This window comes from Roseibium salinum, from assembly GCF_026240905.1.
Taxonomy (GTDB): Bacteria; Pseudomonadota; Alphaproteobacteria; order Rhizobiales; family Stappiaceae; genus Roseibium; species Roseibium salinum.
The window spans coordinates 455,120-473,360 of the sequence record NZ_JAPEVI010000003.1; the positions used below are offsets into that span (position 1 = coordinate 455,120).

The 18,241-nt window shown below is 62.5% G+C and carries 19 protein-coding genes; 12 read left to right on the forward strand and 7 right to left on the reverse strand.

The genetic code is table 11. The features are described 5' to 3' along the window. Window positions 1-136: 136 nt before the first annotated feature. Both fliP and ON753_RS06565 read right to left on the reverse strand, forming a co-directional pair. Window positions 137-916 carry a flagellar type III secretion system pore protein FliP gene (fliP, locus tag ON753_RS06560; protein WP_377047405.1) on the reverse strand — a complete coding sequence of 260 codons (780 nt, stop codon included), beginning with the start codon at window positions 914-916 and terminating at the stop codon, window positions 137-139. Continuing rightward, entirely contained in the window at window positions 913-2,592 is a 1,680-nt protein-coding gene (locus ON753_RS06565) for a flagellar biosynthetic protein FliO (protein WP_265961771.1), read from the reverse strand. The genes fliP and ON753_RS06565 overlap by 4 nt, the downstream gene beginning before the upstream one ends. Window positions 2,593-3,015: 423 nt before the next feature. Between ON753_RS06565 and flgB the strand changes: the two genes are divergently transcribed. The 7 genes from flgB to cckA all read left to right on the forward strand — a co-directional run bounded on the left by flgB (window position 3,016) and on the right by cckA (window position 9,286). Next, window positions 3,016-3,426, forward strand: a complete 411-nt coding sequence (flgB, locus tag ON753_RS06570) for a flagellar basal body rod protein FlgB (RefSeq protein WP_265961772.1) — start codon at window positions 3,016-3,018, stop codon at window positions 3,424-3,426. A 108-nt stretch (window positions 3,427-3,534) separates the two neighbouring features. Continuing rightward, entirely contained in the window at window positions 3,535-3,945 is a 411-nt protein-coding gene (gene flgC, locus ON753_RS06575) for a flagellar basal body rod protein FlgC (protein WP_265961773.1), read from the forward strand. 35 nt (window positions 3,946-3,980) lie between these two features. After that, window positions 3,981-4,295: a flagellar hook-basal body complex protein FliE gene (fliE, locus tag ON753_RS06580; protein ID WP_265961774.1), complete on the forward strand. Its 315-nt coding sequence runs from the start codon at window positions 3,981-3,983 to the stop codon at window positions 4,293-4,295. A 155-nt stretch (window positions 4,296-4,450) separates the two neighbouring features. Then, window positions 4,451-4,717, forward strand: a complete 267-nt coding sequence (fliQ, locus tag ON753_RS06585; RefSeq protein ID WP_265961775.1) for a flagellar biosynthesis protein FliQ — start codon at window positions 4,451-4,453, stop codon at window positions 4,715-4,717. A 2-nt stretch (window positions 4,718-4,719) separates the two neighbouring features. Continuing rightward, window positions 4,720-5,493, forward strand: a complete 774-nt coding sequence (fliR, locus tag ON753_RS06590) for a flagellar biosynthetic protein FliR (RefSeq protein ID WP_265961776.1) — start codon at window positions 4,720-4,722, stop codon at window positions 5,491-5,493. A 9-nt stretch (window positions 5,494-5,502) separates the two neighbouring features. After that, window positions 5,503-6,582 (forward strand): flagellar biosynthesis protein FlhB, encoded by a 1,080-nt coding sequence (flhB, locus tag ON753_RS06595; protein WP_265961777.1) that lies wholly within the window; start codon window positions 5,503-5,505, stop codon window positions 6,580-6,582. A gap of 151 nt (window positions 6,583-6,733) precedes the next feature. After that, a complete protein-coding gene (gene cckA, locus ON753_RS06600) occupies window positions 6,734-9,286 on the forward strand; it encodes a cell cycle histidine kinase CckA (protein ID WP_265961778.1) in 2,553 nt (850 codons plus the stop codon). Window positions 9,287-9,372: 86 nt separating this feature from the next. Here cckA and ON753_RS06605 read toward each other — a convergent pair whose 3' ends face one another. The 4 genes from ON753_RS06605 to ON753_RS06620 are packed head-to-tail and all read right to left on the reverse strand — an operon-like array spanning window position 9,373 to window position 12,094. Beyond that, entirely contained in the window at window positions 9,373-9,918 is a 546-nt protein-coding gene (locus ON753_RS06605; RefSeq protein WP_265961779.1) for a hypothetical protein, read from the reverse strand. Beyond that, window positions 9,902-10,543, reverse strand: a complete 642-nt coding sequence (locus ON753_RS06610) for a lysophospholipid acyltransferase family protein (protein WP_265961780.1) — start codon at window positions 10,541-10,543, stop codon at window positions 9,902-9,904. The genes ON753_RS06605 and ON753_RS06610 overlap by 17 nt, the downstream gene beginning before the upstream one ends. Window positions 10,544-10,559: 16 nt before the next feature. Further along, window positions 10,560-11,486 (reverse strand): phosphatidate cytidylyltransferase, encoded by a 927-nt coding sequence (locus tag ON753_RS06615; protein ID WP_265961781.1) that lies wholly within the window; start codon window positions 11,484-11,486, stop codon window positions 10,560-10,562. Beyond that, window positions 11,483-12,094: a CDP-alcohol phosphatidyltransferase family protein gene (locus tag ON753_RS06620; protein WP_265961782.1), complete on the reverse strand. Its 612-nt coding sequence runs from the start codon at window positions 12,092-12,094 to the stop codon at window positions 11,483-11,485. Before ON753_RS06620 ends, ON753_RS06615 begins: the two co-directional genes overlap by 4 nt. A gap of 161 nt (window positions 12,095-12,255) precedes the next feature. Here ON753_RS06620 and ON753_RS06625 point away from each other — a divergent pair, with 161 nt between their 5' ends. The 4 genes from ON753_RS06625 to corA all read left to right on the forward strand — a co-directional run bounded on the left by ON753_RS06625 (window position 12,256) and on the right by corA (window position 16,651). Beyond that, complete coding sequence (locus ON753_RS06625; RefSeq protein ID WP_265961783.1) at window positions 12,256-13,098, forward strand: hypothetical protein; 843 nt, start codon at window positions 12,256-12,258, stop codon at window positions 13,096-13,098. Window positions 13,099-13,417: 319 nt separating this feature from the next. Then, window positions 13,418-14,650 (forward strand): leishmanolysin-related zinc metalloendopeptidase, encoded by a 1,233-nt coding sequence (locus ON753_RS06630; RefSeq protein WP_265961784.1) that lies wholly within the window; start codon window positions 13,418-13,420, stop codon window positions 14,648-14,650. A 296-nt stretch (window positions 14,651-14,946) separates the two neighbouring features. Beyond that, the gene (locus tag ON753_RS06635) at window positions 14,947-15,468 is read left to right on the forward strand and encodes a universal stress protein (protein ID WP_265961785.1); all 522 of its coding nucleotides are present in this window, start codon (window positions 14,947-14,949) and stop codon (window positions 15,466-15,468) included. A 214-nt stretch (window positions 15,469-15,682) separates the two neighbouring features. After that, entirely contained in the window at window positions 15,683-16,651 is a 969-nt protein-coding gene (gene corA, locus ON753_RS06640) for a magnesium/cobalt transporter CorA (protein WP_265961786.1), read from the forward strand. 63 nt (window positions 16,652-16,714) lie between these two features. Here corA and ON753_RS06645 read toward each other — a convergent pair whose 3' ends face one another. After that, window positions 16,715-17,137, reverse strand: coding sequence for a hypothetical protein (locus ON753_RS06645; RefSeq protein WP_265961787.1), 423 nt, complete (start codon window positions 17,135-17,137; stop codon window positions 16,715-16,717). A 153-nt stretch (window positions 17,138-17,290) separates the two neighbouring features. Between ON753_RS06645 and ON753_RS06650 the strand changes: the two genes are divergently transcribed. After that, entirely contained in the window at window positions 17,291-18,229 is a 939-nt protein-coding gene (locus tag ON753_RS06650; RefSeq protein WP_265961788.1) for a LysR family transcriptional regulator, read from the forward strand. The last annotated feature ends 12 nt before the right edge of the window (window positions 18,230-18,241 follow it).

Consider the following 18,241-nt stretch of genomic DNA (forward strand, 5'->3'; position numbering starts at 1 on the left):
CCATGCCTATCCAGGGCGCGGGGCGCCCTTGAAACCGAATGCGGATCGTTACATGTCTATGTTAATTTTCTTCTACTTGTAGGGGAATTCGGGCAGCGCCGATGCATTGCCCGATAGAACTCGTTCGAGCGGCGCTTCAGCCGCCGCCAAAGCTCTTGACCAGTGAACCGGCCACCAGGTTCCAGCCGTCGACAAGCACAAAGAAGATCAGCTTGAACGGCAGGGAGATGACCACCGGCGGCAGCATCATCATGCCCATGGACATGAGCACAGAGGCGATGACGAGGTCGATAATGAGAAACGGCAGATAGAGCAGGAAGCCGATCTCGAACGCCCGCCGCAACTCGGAAATCATGAAGGCCGGTACGAGCGTCGCCATGGAAAGTTCTTCCGGTCCCTCCGGTGCCTCCTGGCCGGAAAGCTCCTGAAACAGCGCAAGATCCTTTTCGCGGACCTGTGACAGCATGAAGGTCCGGAAAGGATCCGAAGCACGATCGAAGGCCTCTTCGAATTCGATGTTGCCGTCCACGAGCGGCTGAACGCCGGCATCATAGGCCGACTGCAGCGTCGGCATCATGATGAAGGCGGAGAGAAACAGCGCCAGGCTGACCATGACCATGTTCGGCGGCGCGGTCTGCAGGCCGATTGCCGATCTCAGCAGCGAAAGGACGACGACGATCCGGGTGAAGCTCGTCACCATCACCAGGATCGACGGAGCGAGCGACAGGATCGTCAGAAGGATGACGAGCTGAACGGCGCGTTCGGTCAGGCTGGCGTCATCGCCGAGGCCTATGGAAATCTCCTGTGCGGTTGCCGGGCCCGCGAAAAAGATCAGGCCCGCGGCCAGAAACGCCAGCAGTCCCGCCAAACCAACAGGCCACCTGAGGCGTGGCACCAAGCGGTTGTCCTGCGTCATCCTCGTGACTGCCCGCCCAGTTCATCGAGGATCCTGGCCATTTCCTCTTCGATCGGGTTCCGGTCGCCCAGTCCGGCCGACGGTTTGGCCGCCGGCTTGACGTCCGTGTCCGTCAGCTTGACTTCGGGCGCCGAGCTGCGTTCCGGGGTGTCGCCAGCGCCCTGGGCCTGGTCCTGTCTGTCTGGCTGGGTGTCGGCAAGGTCATCCGGGCCCGGCTCGGCTTCCGCCGGGCCGTCGTCGACAATGAGGTCTCCCAGATCAAGCTCGATATCCCTTTGCGTAACGGTTTTGGGCGCGACGGTTTCGGCCGCGCCGTCCTCCTGGGGCTCGTTGCCGGACGGTCCGGCAGCCTCCGGCTCCGCCAGGGAAGCGGTTGCGGTTTCATCCTGATCGGCCGCGGCCGCAGGCGTGCTGTCAGTCTCTTCGCTCACCCGGTCCTCTTCACGAGCGGCCACGCCGGCGGTTTCCGGTTCCGCCGGAACCTCTCCGGCATCCTCGTGGCGCTCGTCCGGAACATCCGGTGCAATCCGGTCGGTTTCGGCCTGCTGCTCCGGTTGCGGGGGCGGGGCGGCCGGTGCGGGAGCGGCGGGCAGGACGGGTTCGATCTTGTGCGCGGGCTGCTCAGCTTCCACCGGTTTCAGCAGAGCGGTCTTTGCGCGTGCGGCGGGGCCGGACGCCGGGGGCGTGATGGAGTAGCCGCCATAGGAGGGGCGCTCGCGCGGGCTGAACGGCCGCGTCAGGGACTTGAAGGGTGAAGCGGTGTCGCTGGCGGCCGGCGTGGCCTCTTCCCTGACGGGGGCGGGCTCGACCTTCACTTCCGGCGCCTGATGGGCCTTCTCCGCACCTGCCGCCATATCTGCCACAGGTGGGACCGCAGGCGACTGGGGTTTCGAGACGGTTCTGTTGAAACCGTTCTGGGTTGCCGCGCGCAGCAGGTCCGCGGCGCGGCCGGTGCTGCCGGCAGGTTCCGGTTTCGGGTCCGGCCTGACGTCGAGCGACGCTGTTGCCGGTTTGGCATCCGTCTGGGGAGGCTTGGCGGCAAAGGGATTGATCCGCGCCTTTTCCATGGCCGGTTGCCTGGGGGCAGCCGGCGCCACCGGGGCCGTCGCAGTTGGTGCGGGTGCGGAGGGCGCCGCCGGAGCACGTGCCGGGGCTGAGGTCGCGGCTGGGGCCGAGGGAGAAGCTGCGGCCGCGGGCCGGGGCGCCGGCGAAGGAGGCCTGGCCTGGACGGCAGGCGGCGGGGGAGCGGTCTCGGTCGCCGCGGCCCACTCGTCCGGGCGCGGCGGCAGGTCGGGGCCGGGCGCCACAGGGCTCTTGACCTGCCCAGGCACGCCTGCCTGGGCCATGGTGCCGGGACGCGCGCTGCCGAGCGGGGCGTGGCGGATGATGTTCTGTTCCACGACGACGTCGCTCGGGCCGCCGACAAGAATCAGGTGTTCGATATTGTCCCTGCGGATCAGGATGAGACGACGCTTGGTGTCGACGGCGGCGCTGTCCATGACGGCGATACGGGGCTGCCTGCTCCGGTTCTGCTGGGGGTCGGATCCCATCAGGCGCCTGAGAATGAAGATGAACAGGCCGAACAGCAGAAGGACGGCTGCGAGCGCGAGAAGCACCGCGATCACTTGTGTAACACCTCCGCTCACGTTGAACGTCGTTTCAATCCAATTGTACATGTCTTCCTCGTGCCGCCCCTGCTGCAGTCTTTCCGCCGATGCCGGTTACTTTGCTTCTGTGCCCTGATTTGGGAAGTTTTCCGCTTATCCCCAGCAAATCCGGGAAACGCGCCAGCATTGGCCGATCGCCGCAAACCTCTTTTGTTGTTTCGCTTTTCAAAGCCGTGGAAGCTTTTGGTCCCGTCAATCGCCCGTTCCGGCTGCTTGCTGATCCGCTTCGAATCTCACTAGGTCTTAAAGTTAACAGAAGCGGGCAAAATATGCCTGCCGGCGGCGGGGCTCATTTCGCGAAATGCAAAGGAATGTTGTCCTCTTCCACTGGTTTTTGAGAGGTTTGCGTCAAAAGTGGTTTTTATCCGTTAACCCTTCATTAACCATTTGACCGGCAAACATTGCCTAGTTGGTTAACGAATGGTGAATTGAATGGCTGTGATGGACCTGCCGCTGTTCCAGGCGCTGAAATCGAAAATGCGATGGCATCAGGCGCGCCAGGGAGTGCTGGCCGAAAACATCGCCAATGCCGATACGCCCGGCTTTGGCGCCAGGGACGTCAAGGCCTACAGCTTCAAGGATCACGTTGGCCGGGAAAGCCTGGTGCTGGCGGCCGAGACCACGAAGGTCGGTCATATCGCCAGTTCCATGTCGGGATCGGGGACCAGGGATGCCAAGGTCGAAATGCTGGATTCCTTCGAGGTGACGCCCAGTGGCAACAGCGTCAATCTTGAAGAGCAGATGATGAAGGTGACCGAGAACCAGATGGATTTCCAGGCGGCGACGACCCTTTACACCAAGGGCCTTGGACTGATCCGCACCGCGTTGTCGAAGAGTGTCTAGCGCGCTTCGAAGAGCACCGACCGGCCGCGCCGATACAGTGAAAACAGGCAGTTTTTCTGAGTTCAGGCGGGTGTGCCCGAGCTCAGCCCAGCAGGAAGGACCGATGAAATGGACCTGATCAAATCCCTGTTTGTTTCGGCAAGCGGCCTCAAGGCGCAAAACGGGCGCATGCGCATCATTGCGGAAAACATCGCCAACGCCAACTCGACCGGAAAGGCGCCGGGGGAAGAACCTTATCGCCGCAAAATCCCGACTTTCGAGGCGCAGTTCGACAAGGAACTCGGTGCGCAGAAGGTGGAGCTTGGCAAGATTGCCGAGGACCAGTCCGATTTCCCGTCCCACCACATGCCGGGCCATCCGGCGGCCGATGAGAACGGATACGTGCTGCAGCCGAACGTGAATACGCTGATCGAGACGACCGACATGCGCGAGGCGCAGCGGTCCTATGAAGCCAATCTGAACGTCATCGAAACCACGCGCCGGATGCTGCAGCGGACGATCGATATCCTGCGGGCGTGATCCGCAGCAACCAAACGTGAAAGGGAGTGGGGGTCATGTCCACCGCGTCAATTGCAAGCAATGCCTATCAGATGGCCGCAAGACTGCAGCAGCAGGCACGTGCCGCCGAAGACGCGGGTGCCAAGCCGCAGGCGGTCGACTTCGGCCAGATGGTGCAGGAGGCGGTCGAGACGGTTGTCGACCAGGGCCGCAAGGCGGATGACAAGGCGGTCGGGCTGATCGAGGGCAGAACCGACGTCGTCGACGTGGTGACCGCCATCGCCGAGACGGAAGTCGCCCTGGAAACCATGGTGGCGGTGCGCGACCGGGTCATTTCCGCCTATGAGGAAATCATGCGGATGCCGATTTGATCTCTTCGGGACGAGGCACATTTCGCCCCTGGACGTCGTTGCGAAATGCTTGAAGTGGGCCACACTGCTGCGCATTTCGCGTCTCGCCATGAACGAAATGTGTCACGCCGGCACAATGGTTAAATCGTCACCACGACCTAGCGGAGGGCGCCTGAATGACGGGCGGTGAAGTTCTCGACATCGGCAGGGAAGCGGTCTGGACGATGATCCTGGTCGCCGCGCCGGTGATGATCGTCGGCCTTCTCGTCGGCGTGGTCATCGCCCTGTTCCAGGCGCTGACCCAGATTCAGGAAATGACGCTCGTTTTCGTGCCGAAGATCCTGGCGATTTTCGTGACGCTCCTCATCACCCTGCCGTTCATGAGCCAGTTGCTGGAGGCCTTCATGGGACGGGTGACGGAGATGATCCTGGCCACGAGTTAGGGATGACCATACAGCTCGATTTTCTGCCCGACGTCGCTGCCGCATTCCTGCTGATGTTTGCGCGCCTCGGCACGATGATCATGCTGCTGCCGGCGCTGGGGGAAAGCGTCATTCCGATGCGGTTCCGCCTGACGATCGCCCTGGCCCTGACCCTGGTGCTCTATCCCGTCGGCGCGGGGCAGTATCCGGCGGAGCTGACCGCCAATCCGATGCGGCTGCTGGTGCTGCTCGGCGGGGAACTGGCCATCGGCTTCGGGATCGGCCTGTGCGCCAAGATGATCACCTCTGTCCTGCAGATCGCCGGCGTCATCATCGCAAACCAGTCCGGGCTGGCCTTCGCGCTCGGAACGGATATCGCCAATGAAGGGCAACAGGGCGCGCTCTACGGCAACTTCCTGTCGATCCTCGCCATGACGCTCGTATTCGTCACGGACACCCATTATCTTGTGATCGCCGCGCTCTACGACAGTTTCACGATCTTTCCGCCGGGAAATCCGCTGCCGGTGGGCGATTTTTCCCAGAACGCGACGGAAACGGTGGCCCATGTGTTCTCGATCGCGACGCGCATGAGCGCGCCTTTCCTGGTTGTCGGACTGGTTTTCTATTTCGGCCTCGGCCTGCTCAACAAGCTGATGCCGCAGATGCAGATCTTCTTCATTGCCATGCCCGTGAATATCGCGGTCGGGCTGTTCATGCTTATGGTGCTGATCACGACCCTGATGATGTTCTATCTGGAACATTTCAGGGAAGCGCTCGGCAAGTTCATCCTGGGGTAGCGCTGCGCGATGGCGGACAATAGCGACGACTCGGAAAAGACAGAGGACCCCACGCACAAGCGCTTGAAAGAAGCGCATGACAAGGGGGACGTACCGAAATCTCAGGAAGTCAGCACCTGGTTCACCCTGGCCGGGGCAACGCTGATGATCGCGATCTTCGCGCCGGGAACGGCCGCGGCGCTGAGCGACCTTATGAAGGGCTACATGGAGCATGCCCACCAGATCCCCGTCGACGGCTATGCGCTGAGGGCGCTCTGGCGGGACACGGGACAGTCCGTCGCGCTGATCGTCGGCGTGCCGCTGCTGGGCCTCGTCCTGATGGCGGTGGCCGGCAACCTGGTTCAGCACCAGCCGTTGCTGACCGCCGAGACGATCAAGCCGAAACTTTCGAAGATTTCGCCGGCTTCCGGATTCAAGCGGCTGTTTTCGGCCGACAGTCTGGTAAACTTCGCCAAGGGGATGGTGAAGATCTCGGTCGTCGGGGCGGTCATGGTCGCGGTGTTGTGGCCGCACCGGGATGAAGCCGACGTGATGATCCATGCGGATACGCTGGTGATCCTGCAGGAGGCGCGTGTCCTGATCCTGCAGGTTCTGGCCGCGATCCTGGCGGTGATGACCGTTGTGGCGGCGGCCGATTTCATCTATCAGCGCAACAAGTGGTACAACAAGCAGAAGATGTCGCTGCGCGAGATCAAGGAAGAATACAAGCAGACCGAAGGTGACCCGCAGATCAAGGGCAAGATCCGGCAGCTGCGCATGGAGCGCTCGCGCAAACGGATGATGTCGTCGGTGCCGCAGGCCACCGTGGTGGTCACCAACCCGACCCACTATGCGGTGGCGCTGAAATATGATGAAGGTATGGGGGCACCGGTTTGCCTAGCCAAGGGCACGGACGCCATTGCGCTCAAAATCCGTGAAGTTGCCAAGGAAAACGAGATCCCCGTGATCGAGAATCCGCCGCTTGCCCGGGCGCTTTATGCGACTGTCGAAATCGACAGGGAAGTGCCGGAGGAGCACTACAAGGCGGTTGCCGAGGTGATAGGCTTCGTGTTCCGGATGCGCAAGCGGGCGGCCTGGCGGGCGAACTAGGCCCGATGAGTGACACCGCCGGTTTGAATTGCGTCAAACGGGTGAATTTCAACAGGACTGGGCCTCATATCAGTTGAAATTGGATGGTAAGCACAGAATGCTTACAAACGGCCGAAAGTTTTATCGAGATCGGGCCGGGGAGACAGGACTGATGAGTGACATGGACGGGACGCCGAGCGGGCCGATGATAAGCCGCCCGGAGCGTTCCGGTAACATAGGCCTGCTGATAGGCTTGGCGCTATTGCTCGTCGGCGCGGCGGCTGCCTTTGCGGTGATGGACCGGGAGGTTGCGCAGCCGTTCATCCTGGCGCTGCTCGGCATTCTGGCCGTGGTGGGCGTGTTCTGCCTGTTTGCCGGCGCGATCGGTTTCCTGCGCATGTCCGCCCGCCCGGGCGAGGCCAATCCGCTTGCTTCCGCGTTCATGGACACTCTGGAAGACGGCGCGCTGATCACCGACCTGGAAGGCCGCCTCGTCTATGCCAACAAGGCCTATGCGGACCTGACCGGCGCGGAGAGCGCTGCCGATATCCGGGTTGTCGAACGGGTGTTTTCCTCCGACCCGGATGCGGCCGATGCCATCTTCCGCCTGTCCCAGGCCATGCGCGACGGCCGCAGGGCGCAGGAGGAAATCCGCATGCCGTTCCCGCTCGGCCGGGCGGAAGGTTCCGCGCGCTGGTACCGCGTGTCGGTGCGCCCGCTGCAGGTCTCCAAGGAGCGCGGCGGCGGCAAGCCCATGGCCGTCTGGCAACTGGCGGACATCACTCGCGACCGGGCGGAACAGGAAAACTCGTTTCAGGAACTGCAGCGGGTCATCAACTTCCTTGATCATGCGCCGGCCGGTTTCTTTTCCTGCGATGCGGAAGGCCGCATCGTCTATCTGAACGCAACCCTTGCCGACTGGCTGGGCTACGACCTTGCCCAGTTCGACGCGGGGGACCTGGACCTCTCCAACATCGTGCGCGGCGACGGCACGGAGCTGATCCGCTCCGTGAAGGGTCAGGCGGGCGAGGTGAAGAGCGAGACCTTCGACCTCGACTTCGTCACCCGCAACGGCCGCGGGCTTCCCGTGCGCCTGCTGCATAGGGTGCCGTTCGGCGAGAACGGCCACGCCGGCGACAGCCGGACGCTGGTTCTGAACCGTTCCCGCGGCGAGGAGGCTTCCGAGGCGCTGAGAGCCGCGGAAGTGCGCTTTGCGCGCTTCTTCAACAACACGCCGATCGCCATTGCATCGCTTGACAAGGAGGGCCGGGTGCTGCGCACCAACGCGCCGTTCCTGAAACTGTTCGGAGCCGTCGATACGGGGGACGAGTCGCCCAAGCTGGAGGCCTATGTCGCCGACAGCGGCCGCGGCGAGCTGGCCATGGCCCTGCGGGCCGCGGCGAACGGCATCGGCGAAATCGCACCGATCGACATTCCTCTGGTCGAAGGCAACGATCCGCGTTCGGCGACCTTCTATGTGTCCGCCGTGCAGGAGGGCGAGGGCGACGGCGAGGCGGCGATCGTCTACGCGCTGGAAACCACCCAGCAGCGGGCCCTGGAGGCCCAGTTCGCGCAAAGCCAGAAGATGCAGGCGATCGGCCAGCTCGCCGGGGGTGTCGCACACGATTTCAACAACGTGCTGACCGCCATCATCGGCTTTTCGGACCTGCTCCTGGCCAGCCACCGGCCCACCGACCCGTCCTTCCAGGACATCATGAACATCAAGCAGAACGCCAACCGCGCGGCCGGCCTCGTGCGCCAGTTGCTGGCCTTCTCGCGCCGCCAGACGCTGAGGCCGCAGCAGCTGGAACTCAACGACGTTCTGGCCGACCTTTCCATCCTGCTCGACCGGCTGCTCGGCGAAAAGGTGGAACTGAAGGTGGTGCATGGCCGCGACCTGTGGCCGGTCATGGCCGATCTCAACCAGTTGGAACAGGTGATCGTGAACCTGGCGGTGAACGCGGGCGACGCCATGCCGGAGGGCGGGCGCCTGACGATCCGCACGCGCAACGTGGGGCAGGCGGAAAGCACCCAGTTCGAAAACACCCGGGGCATGCCTCCGGGCGAATACACGCTGGTGGAGGTGGAAGACACCGGCCACGGCATGCCGCCGGAAATCATGGAAAAGATCTTCGATCCGTTCTTCTCCACCAAGGAAGTGGGCAAGGGCACGGGGCTCGGCCTGTCGACGGTCTACGGCATCGTCAAGCAGACCGGCGGCTTCATCTTCTGCACGTCGGAAGTCGAAGCCGGAACGACGTTCCGCCTGTTCCTGCCGCGGCACATCCCGCAGGTGGTCGAGCAGAAGAAGATCGAGGTCAAGGAGAGCGAGCCGGAAAAGGTGAAGGACCTGACCGGCTCGGCATCGATCCTGCTGGTGGAGGACGAGGAGGCCGTGCGCGCCTTCGGCGCCCGCGCGCTCGCCTCCCGCGGCTACACGGTCTATGAGGCCTGCTCCGGCAACGAGGCGCTGGAAGTAATGGAGCAGACCGACGGCAAGATCGACCTCGTCGTCTCCGACGTGGTCATGCCGGAAATGGACGGCCCGTCGCTGCTGGTCGAACTGCGCAAGACCCGCCCGGACCTGAAGATCATCTTCGTCTCCGGCTATGCGGAAGACGCTTTTGAGGAAAACCTGCCGCCGGGCGAGAAATTCTACTTCCTGCCCAAGCCGTTCACGCTGAAACAGCTGGCGACGACGGTGAAGGACGTGTTGAGCGAGTAGGAGGCTTTGTCTCCTCTCACGTCATTCCAGATCTGCGCGCAGCCTTGCTGCACTTGTCTGGAATGACGGAGCCAGGGGGCTCCCGCTCACCAGCCCACCACGCTGAAATAGTAGACGTAGAACACGGCCCATAACGCCAGACTGATCCCCAGTTTCTGTGCCGCGGTGGGCCGTTCTCCGACCAGTCGCGACAGGCCCCAGGCCGCCACGCTCATCGCCACGAAGCGCGGCAGTCGTACGGCCGGTGAGAGCAGGGCGAACGTCAGCGGGCTGGTGCCGGAAAAGCTGGCTTCGGCGGCAAAGATCTTGTAAGGCACGCCGGAAAAGGCGCCGAGCAGCATGCCGTCGAAGAGGCCGTTGCGGAGAAGCTGCCGGACCGTCGCGAAACTCGCCTCCGATATTCCGGGAACATGCAGCAGTACGGCGCGGGTCGTCTCCGGCGCTTCATTGGCAAAGACCCACACCATGAGGCCGCCGCATGTGGCGGCAAGCGCCGCGACCACCGCAGCCCTCAGCGCCCTTGCGAGCGAGCTCAGCGCCAGACTGGTGAGCAGCACATCGGGCACGATGAAGAACAGCGTCGCCTCGGCAAAGCCCCAGAGGGCGGCATAAATATTACTCCCAGGGCGCAAAAGTCTTTTCCGTGGAGAGTTTCTTGAAGCGGTCCTGCAAGGCGCTCATAAAACGATTCCGGTCGCCGGCCCAAGTGATTGGTTCTCCGACGAAAATATCGCAGAAGAACGGCACCAGCAGGAAGGACCCCTTCGGCAGGGCCTTGCCGAGACCGTGAGTGAAGACGGGAACGACAGGGGCGTCGGGAAAGCGTTCGGTGAGATAGGAAACGCCTTTCTTGAGGTCGGTCATCGTCTCCGGCTCGCCGCGCGAGCCCTCCGGGAAGAGGATCAGGACCTTGCCCTCGCCAAGCGCCCGGTAGCAGCCCTCCAGCGGATCCGCCGCCTTGTCCGCCGCCTTTCCCTTGGCGCCCCGTTCCACCGGTATGATGCCGAGCACGCGTTCCGAGAGCCAGGCTTTTGCGGGCGAGGCGAAGAAATAGTCCGCCGCCGCGACGGGCTTGATGTCCTTCAGCTTCGACAACGGCATCAGGGCCATCAGCACCATCGTGTCCAAATGGCTGTTGTGATTGGCGACGATGATCGCCGGGCCGTCCGCGGGCAGCAGTTCCTTGCGCCGCACGTTCAGCCCCAGAAGGAACAGTACGGCGACCTTTACGAAGATATAGAAGAGCTTCTGGAGCATGGGGGCAGTGTGCTCTCTAATAGTAGAAATACCGCGTGAAGTGGAAGAACAGCGGGGCGGTGTAGGTCAGGCTGTCGATGCGGTCCAGGATGCCGCCATGGCCGGGGATGAGGCTGCCGGTGTCCTTGACGCCGAGATCGCGCTTGAGCGCCGAGACAGTCACGTCGCCTATGAAGCCGGCAACGGGAATGAGAAGGCCGGCCGCCGCAGCGTGGGCAAGGTCGAAGGGCGTGACAAGCGGCGCCGTCACGATCGCCAGGACGAAAGTGGTTGCGACGCCGCCCAGAAATCCTTCCCAGGTCTTGTTCGGGCTGACGCCGGGAATGATCTTCCGCCTGCCGAACATCTTGCCCCAGGTATACTGGGCGACGTCGTTGAACTGGGTGAGGAAGATCAGATAAAGCAGCAGACCCGGCCCGCCGGCGCTGCTCTCTTCCGTCGGCGGCAGGATCAGCAGGAAGGCCGCGTGGCTGATGGAAAAGACGCACAGCATCATGCCCCAGTTGAGCGTGCCGATCGCCCTCAGGAAACCGTCGGTCTTCTGTGTCATGAGGCTGGCGAAGGGCAGGAACAGGAACATGTAGACCGGGATGAACACCGCGAACATGCCGTAATAGCTGTCATAGACCCAGAAATACTGAACCGGGATCGACAGATAGGCCCAGAAGAGCACCCGCCTGTCGGTCCGGCGGGTGGGGATCATGGAGAAGTATTCCTTCAGCGCCAGGAAGCTGACCAGACCGAAGACGATAATCGACAGTGTATTCGAGACCAGGAAGGAGATCGTGAAGATCGCCACCATGACCCACCAGCTCTGGGTGCGCTGGACAAGCTCGGTCACGGGCTTTTTCGAGCGCCTGGAAATCACGTAGACAATGACGCTGGCGGCAGCCAGCAGCGCCCAGATGCCGATCAGCGCCCAGTGGATCGTCTGCAGTGTCATGCGGGGTCAAGCTCCTTGAGCGCCGCGCGGGCGCGGTTCCAGATGGTCAGCGCGGAAAGGGCGAGCCCCGCGCCGAAAAGGACCTGATAGAGAAGGGGAGACGTTAGCCCGAGCGCCATCAGAAACCCGCAGAGACCGAAAAGGGCCGCCCGGTCGCTCTTGCCGAAAGGGCCGTCATAGCGGCGGCCGGCGCCGATCTGCACACCGACCACACCGGTCATCTCGCCGATGATCGCCAGCACCACGAGCCCGACCACAAGCGGGGCGGAGACGAAGGGCAGAGCGGCAAAGGGCAGGTAGAGCGCGGCGTCGGACAGGACGTCGCCGAGTTCGTTGAGGATCGCTCCGAGACTGGATTTCTGGTCGTGCTCGCGCGCCAGCATGCCGTCGATGGCGTTGAGACACATGCGGATGAAGAGGACGAGCGGCAGCAGGATCAGCGGCAGGAAAGCGCCCGGAAACAGCCAGAGCGCCGCGCCCTCCAGAACCGAAAAGCCGAGGGCTGCAAGCGTCACCTGATTGGCGGTAACGCCCCTTGCCGCAAGTGCGCGGCAGAGCGGGCGCAGCAGATCCTGAAAGCGGGATTTAAGCTGGTAAATGGTTGGCATACATGAAACTTCCAAAAATGTTCGGGCAAGATACAGACAAAGCGGCGGGTGTGCACGGGAAATGGTTGCGGATGTGACGCAGACCGCTGTTTTCGGCTTTCCGTGAGGTTAGGTTGAGATCGACCCGTCGTGGGTCTCTCAGGACGAAGAGGGACGCTGTCATGGTAATGCAGCCGTCGATTTTTGAACAACAGTACAAGCCGATCATTGTCCATACGCTGAATGGAACGGAATTCATAAACGTACAGTCCTATCTCTCGGGCGAGCCGCGCAACAAGAAGTTCAACGGCGCGGCCCTGCAGGATCTCAGGTGGTTCCTGACCAAGAAGGACAGGTACAAGGACGGCAGGAACGGCGCCGACAAGCATACCTGGGACGACAAGTCCGGACTGCTGGCGTTCGGCCTTGTCGGTTCCGACTATTTCAAGCCCTGGCTGTGGGTGGACATCACCTGGAAGGATCTGCAGCTCGGCTTCTACGGCAAGGGCACGCCGGACCGCATGCGCCGCATCCTCACGGTAATCGACTTCTACCTCAAGACCGCCGACATCAACCTCGGCCGCGTTCACTGGAACTACGTGATGGGCCTGCAGGACTATGCCAAGTGGTATCTCGGGCTGGACTGCAACGGCTTCACAGGCGCCTATCTGGAAAGCCAGTATCCATCACTCGGCATCAATGGCGGCGACCACATCAACTATCTCGACGGCAAGCTGAAGAAGCGCGCGGGCGTTGCCGATGTCCGGGCGGGGGACATACTCAGCCGGGAAGGGAGCGGTGGCACGCGCCATGTCTCGATGGTGAATTCGGTCTCCGGCATGATCGGCCCCGGTGCCACGTCGGCGCAGGTGTCCATCACCCAGTCCGCCTCCAGTCTTGGCGGCCTCAACACGAAAACCTACACGCTGAAGATGATCGACGAGGGGCCGAAGGACAAGCCGCTGAAATGGGAACTGGCGGGCTACTACAAGTTCCACCACTGCCTGGCGCCGGAGCGGAAATAGGGTGCAACCCGGATCGTGACGCGACCGGCAGGCTCGCGAAGGCGGGAACTATTCCCTGGTGCGCGTTCAGGTTGACTCTGGGGTAAGTGAAGTATCTGTGCAATTTACCGTGTCTCCAATACCAAAAATTAACGCGGGTGTTCAATATTTACCCGGAAACAACTCCGGCGGTAAAAAGATGTCCTTCAAAAACAACAGCTTCCTGAAATCAGATTCGTTCCTCTTTATTGATAGAAATGGCGATGGTGTTCCCGATTTCATTGCCTTTCCTGAAAATCAAGACGCCGGAGGGCAGGCCGCCGGCGAGACGGTCGCCGGATTGTTTGATGACAGTTTCGATTTCTGGTTCGACAGAGGCCCTGCGGATGACAGCTCCGATGTTGCGCCCGTGAGCTGGTCAGACGACGGCAAGCCTTCTTTCGATCCCGCATCCGAAGGCGATGAAACCGGCGAACCGATGCTTGAGACCGACGGCGACAGTGACGGCGCCGGAATGGGCGCGTCCGATATGTTTTCGGCCGGTTCATCCGGTTTCGGCGGCTCCTTTTCCCCTGGGGAACATCGCGGCTTCGGCGGGTCGCGCTCCGGAAGAAACGAGATTGATTTCGGCGACGGGTTCGGGTCGGCCAAGGGCGGTAACGGCAAGGGCGGCGGCAACACCGACGGGGAGACTGACGACGGCACGGGCGGCAGCAATGGCGGTGGAAACGGCGGCGGCAAAGGCGGCGGCAAGAACGATGGCGGCACTGACGGTGGCACGGATGGCAGCACAGACGGCGGAACGGGCGGGACGTTGCTGAACAGCTACACCTCCGGTTCGGCCGACGGCTCGGGGTTCAACATCGAGATCAGTTTCGGCGGCACCTGGACCGTGGCCCTGCAGCAGAGCTTCCTGGACGCGGCCGACCTTCTGTCGACCATCATTCTCGGCGACATTACCGACGTCTACTACAATGGCGCGGTGATCGACGATATACGGATCGACGCGACGCTGACCGACATCGACGGCACAGGCGGCATTCTGGGCCAGGCCGGCCCGACCACCTACCGGACGGCCGACTTCCTGCCTGCCGCCGGCATCATGGAATTCGACATCGCCGACGCGGAAGACTTCGACGCGATGGCCATGTTCAACGACATCGTGTTCCACGAAATGGTCCACGTGCTGGGCTTCGGCACGATGTGGGACTACATGGGGCTGGTCACCAGCAACGCCTACGGCACCATGGAATTCAACGGCGCCAACGCCGACCTTGCCTTCGCTTTCGAATTCGGCGCGGACACGGTTTCCGTGGAAACGGACGGTGGAGCCGGCACGGCCGGCGGCCACTGGAACGAGGGTCCCCTCCCGGGTCTTGCGGATACCGACGGCTTTGATTTCGGCAACGAGATCATGACCGGTTTCATCAACACGAGCGGGAACTACCTGTCGAACACAACGATCGCCGCCCTGGAAGACATGGGCTATGACACGGTTTTCGACCCCGGCAATCCTTTGGCGGCGACAAGCGGACTGGACCTGTCGATCTTCTCGGATCATCTGATCGCCTGAGCCCGGCAGGGCCGCAGCGATTATCTCTTGAAACGACCCCGGGCGCACGCAAGTGGCGCCCGGGGTCTGCTCGTTTGCCGCCGTGCATCAATGCCCGATGCGCCGAGCACCGGCGACCATTCGCTCATTTCCCCGATTTTTGCTAAACTGGCCGCTCGCCACGGACGCTTGCGGCGAAAGATGTGTTCCTTTCCGTTCCTGTGGTGCGGGCAATGACGCAGCACAGCGGCGGGGTGCCGGAACATCTCATCAGCCGCAGTCGGGTCGCCGTTCAACGGACAGCTGGGAGCAAAACGATGCCTAACAGGATTCTGGTCGCGATCGACGGGTCGGACATCGCCAATCGAGCCCTGACTTTCGCTTCGGAAATTTCGGCGAAGATCGGTGGTGATCTGACGATCCTGCACGTTCTCATGCATGGCGAAGCGCGAGAAGAGCTGGAACATCTTGCCGTCTCGGAGCATCTCATCGCGAAGTCGACCGACGAGGCGCCTCCCAACCCGATCAACCTGCCGCGAAGCATCACGGATATCCTGGCGCAGCCTGACGGAGACAAGGCACGTGCGGTGTCGGAGATCGGCGATTACATCATCGAATGTGCACGGGTGGTCGCCCAGGAGGCAGGCGCCAGGAACATCCGCACAAGGATCGAAAGCGGAGACTATGCCGATGAGATCCTCAGGGTTGCCTCCGACATCGATGCGGATCTGCTTGTGCTGGGGCGCAGGGGACTGAGCCGCGTCCGCTCGGTTCTGTTCGGCAGCGTATCGGACAAGGTCGTACAGAAGGCCGAATGCGATATAACCGTGATCCGGTGACGCCCGGCACGGCCCCGACACGCATTGTGGATCCGTACGCTGGACCGTCCGCACACCGCGCGCGGCGGGCCGTCGTCCCGAAATTCAAGCAACACATGGGCCAGACAACGGGTCGGCGTCGCGGCCGGAATGAATCCGGTTGATGGCGTCGCCCAACTTTTGCGACTGTTCATGGCGATACCCACAGCCCCTGTCCCCGCGCGGAGGAACGCCCATGATCAAGACCTACAGCATCGCCGAAAGCCGCCTTGTCTCCGATGAAAACACGTCCAGTCCCGACCTGAACGCCGTCTGGATCGACCTGCAGGATCCCGGTCCGGAGGAGGTAGCACCGCTTGGCGAGTGCCTGGGTATCACCATTCCGGACCGGGCCGACATGGAGGAAATCGAGATTTCCTCGCGTCTCTACCGGGAAAACGGCGCCGCCTTCATGACGGCGATCCTGCCGGCGCAGACCGACGATGACGACCCCGAGATGGCGCCCGTCTCGTTCATCCTGTCCGGCAAGCAACTGATCACGGTGCGGTACCATGACCCGCGCGCCTTCACGACCTTTCCGACCCAGGCACAGAGGACGGCCATGAAGCTGCCCGATGCGGAGACGGTTCTGGTCGGACTTCTCGAGGCGATCATCGACAGGCTGGCAGACGTGCTGGAAAGGGCGGGGCGCGACGTCGACGCCATTTCGGCGCTGATCTTCCGCAAGGCGGAAAGGAAGGCGGCGCCAAGGGATTTTCAGGACGTTCTTGAGGAGATCGGCCGCAAGGGCGACCTGAACTCCAACATCCGCGACAGCCTCGCGACGCTCGAGCGGCTGGCGGGTTTCCTTGGTCATGTAGCGTTGGAACGGGACTGCTCTCCGAACCTGCGCGAGCGCATACGCACCCTTTCCGGGGATGCCCGCTCGCTCACCGACCATTCCGGATTCCTGTCGCAGAAGATCACCTTCATGCTCGAGGCGAGCCTCGGCATGATCAATATCGAGCAGAACGCCACGATCAAGATCTTCTCCGTGGTCGCCGTCGTCTTCCTGCCGCCGACGCTGATCGCCTCGATCTACGGCATGAACTTCGACCACATGCCGGAACTTTCCTGGCTTTTCGGCTATCCGTTCGCGATCGGGCTGATGATCTCGGCGGCGATCCTGCCCTACCTCTACTTCAAGCACCGCGGCTGGCTGTAATGCCGCGGTCCCGCGTCCGCATCGCCGGTCGTGGCCGGCGGACCTCACGCCTCGACGACGAAATCACTCGGCCCCGTGCAGAATGGCCTCGTGGGGCGTCTCGTTCAGCGCCGGCCGGTTGTCCCTGCTGCGGATGACCAGCCATGCAAAGAGCAGCATGTCGGCAAGCAGGACAATCGAACTGATGGCCGCCAGAGGTTCCGCCTCAGGAGTGACTGCGTAGATAAGACCGATGCCGGCGGCCAGCGTGATCGAGGCCAGGGCCCAGACGGCCACCTGGACGATGGCGAGGCGGTTGCGGTCAAGGTTGGGGTGCTGCCGGTAGAACAGCCCCATCACGAACAGCGAGACCCACCCGAGCAGGTTCAGGTGGGCGTGGGCCGGGGCGGTGGAATGATCGTGGCTGATCGCCATGGCAATTCCCCAGCCCATGCCGAAAACGGCAATCAGGACGGCGAGGGTGAAGGCCGATCTCGAAGCGGTCATCGTCGTTTCCTTCCAATCAGGCGGCCGAAAGCACGGGAGGACCTGCGGTCCCGATGCTGTTTGCAGGGGTCTTGTTATTCAGCCCATGACCAATTCATACTTTGTCTTGTCCGCCGCGCCGAATTTCAAATTTGTATCGGGTCAATCACTGGAATGAATTTCGCGAGTTTCGATCTGAATCTGCTGCGTGTCTTCGATGCGCTGATGCGCGAACGCAGCGCGACGCGCGCGGGCGAGATGATCGGCCTGAGCCAGCCCGCGGTCAGCAATGCCCTGTCGCGGCTGAGACACCATTTCGCCGACGAGCTGTTCGTTCGGCGCGGCAACGACATGGTGCCGACGCCGCGCGCCGAGGCTCTGGCGACGACGATACAGAAGGCGCTTCAGGAGATCGAAGGCGCCATCATGGACGAGGAGCCGTTCCGGCCCGAAGAGCTGGAGCGGGTTTTCACGCTGTGCGGAGCGGATTTCTTTGCGACGCTCATCCTGCCGAAGCTCCATCTGCAGGTTGCCCGGACGTCTCCGGGGGTTACGCTGCGCATGATCGAGGGAGCGACGGGCGAGGTGGAAACGCTCCTGCGGGACAGTACGGTCGACATGGCACTTGAACGCGACATGCCGATGGATGCCGACTGGGTATCGAGCGCGGCGCTCATGCAGTCGGAATTCCGGATCGTGGCGGCCGAAGATCATCTCCGGATCAGGGATTGCGGGATTATGCCGGGAAGTGCTCTGCCGCTCGATCTTTATTGCGAGCTCTCGCACGCCCTGCGCTCGGTGGACGGCAGCCTGAATGGCGTTGTCGATACGGCGCTGGCGGGTGTCGGCCGCAGCCGGCGTGTCGTTCTGGCGTTGCCGCATTTCCACGCTGTGGCCGTTGCCGTTTCAAAGAGCCGGCTGGTAGCCGCGCTGCCCCGACAATTGGCGGAAGATACGGCGTCCGCTCTCGGCTTGGCGATATACCGCCCTCCGGTCGACATCCCGCCGCAGAAACTGCGCCTCTACTGGCATCGCCGGCACGACCGGTCCCCGGTTCACAAATGGCTTCGAACGCAGATTTTCAGGACCGTCGAGGCCATGGCCGCGCCCTGATCCGCCGCCCGG

Bases quoted from the DNA above. Each gene is read 5' to 3' on its own strand.
- flgB (WP_265961772.1), top strand. From the start codon at position 3,016: ATGGCTGTGATGGACCTGCCGCTGTTCCAGGCGCTGAAATCGAAAATG.
- ON753_RS06620 (WP_265961782.1), bottom strand. From the start codon at position 12,094: ATGCCAACCATTTACCAGCTTAAATCCCGCTTTCAGGATCTGCTGCGC.
- flgC (WP_265961773.1), top strand. From the start codon at position 3,535: ATGGACCTGATCAAATCCCTGTTTGTTTCGGCAAGCGGCCTCAAGGCG.
- ON753_RS06610 (WP_265961780.1), bottom strand. From the start codon at position 10,543: ATGCTCCAGAAGCTCTTCTATATCTTCGTAAAGGTCGCCGTACTGTTC.
- cckA (WP_265961778.1), top strand. From the start codon at position 6,734: ATGAGTGACATGGACGGGACGCCGAGCGGGCCGATGATAAGCCGCCCG.
- fliQ (WP_265961775.1), top strand. From the start codon at position 4,451: ATGACGGGCGGTGAAGTTCTCGACATCGGCAGGGAAGCGGTCTGGACG.
- ON753_RS06615 (WP_265961781.1), bottom strand. From the start codon at position 11,486: ATGACACTGCAGACGATCCACTGGGCGCTGATCGGCATCTGGGCGCTG.
- fliE (WP_265961774.1), top strand. From the start codon at position 3,981: ATGTCCACCGCGTCAATTGCAAGCAATGCCTATCAGATGGCCGCAAGA.
- fliP (WP_377047405.1), bottom strand. From the start codon at position 916: ATGACGCAGGACAACCGCTTGGTGCCACGCCTCAGGTGGCCTGTTGGT.
- ON753_RS06650 (WP_265961788.1), top strand. From the start codon at position 17,291: ATGAATTTCGCGAGTTTCGATCTGAATCTGCTGCGTGTCTTCGATGCG.
- fliR (WP_265961776.1), top strand. From the start codon at position 4,720: ATGACCATACAGCTCGATTTTCTGCCCGACGTCGCTGCCGCATTCCTG.
- ON753_RS06625 (WP_265961783.1), top strand. From the start codon at position 12,256: ATGGTAATGCAGCCGTCGATTTTTGAACAACAGTACAAGCCGATCATT.
- ON753_RS06565 (WP_265961771.1), bottom strand. From the start codon at position 2,592: ATGTACAATTGGATTGAAACGACGTTCAACGTGAGCGGAGGTGTTACA.
- ON753_RS06645 (WP_265961787.1), bottom strand. From the start codon at position 17,137: ATGACCGCTTCGAGATCGGCCTTCACCCTCGCCGTCCTGATTGCCGTT.
- flhB (WP_265961777.1), top strand. From the start codon at position 5,503: ATGGCGGACAATAGCGACGACTCGGAAAAGACAGAGGACCCCACGCAC.
- ON753_RS06635 (WP_265961785.1), top strand. From the start codon at position 14,947: ATGCCTAACAGGATTCTGGTCGCGATCGACGGGTCGGACATCGCCAAT.
- corA (WP_265961786.1), top strand. From the start codon at position 15,683: ATGATCAAGACCTACAGCATCGCCGAAAGCCGCCTTGTCTCCGATGAA.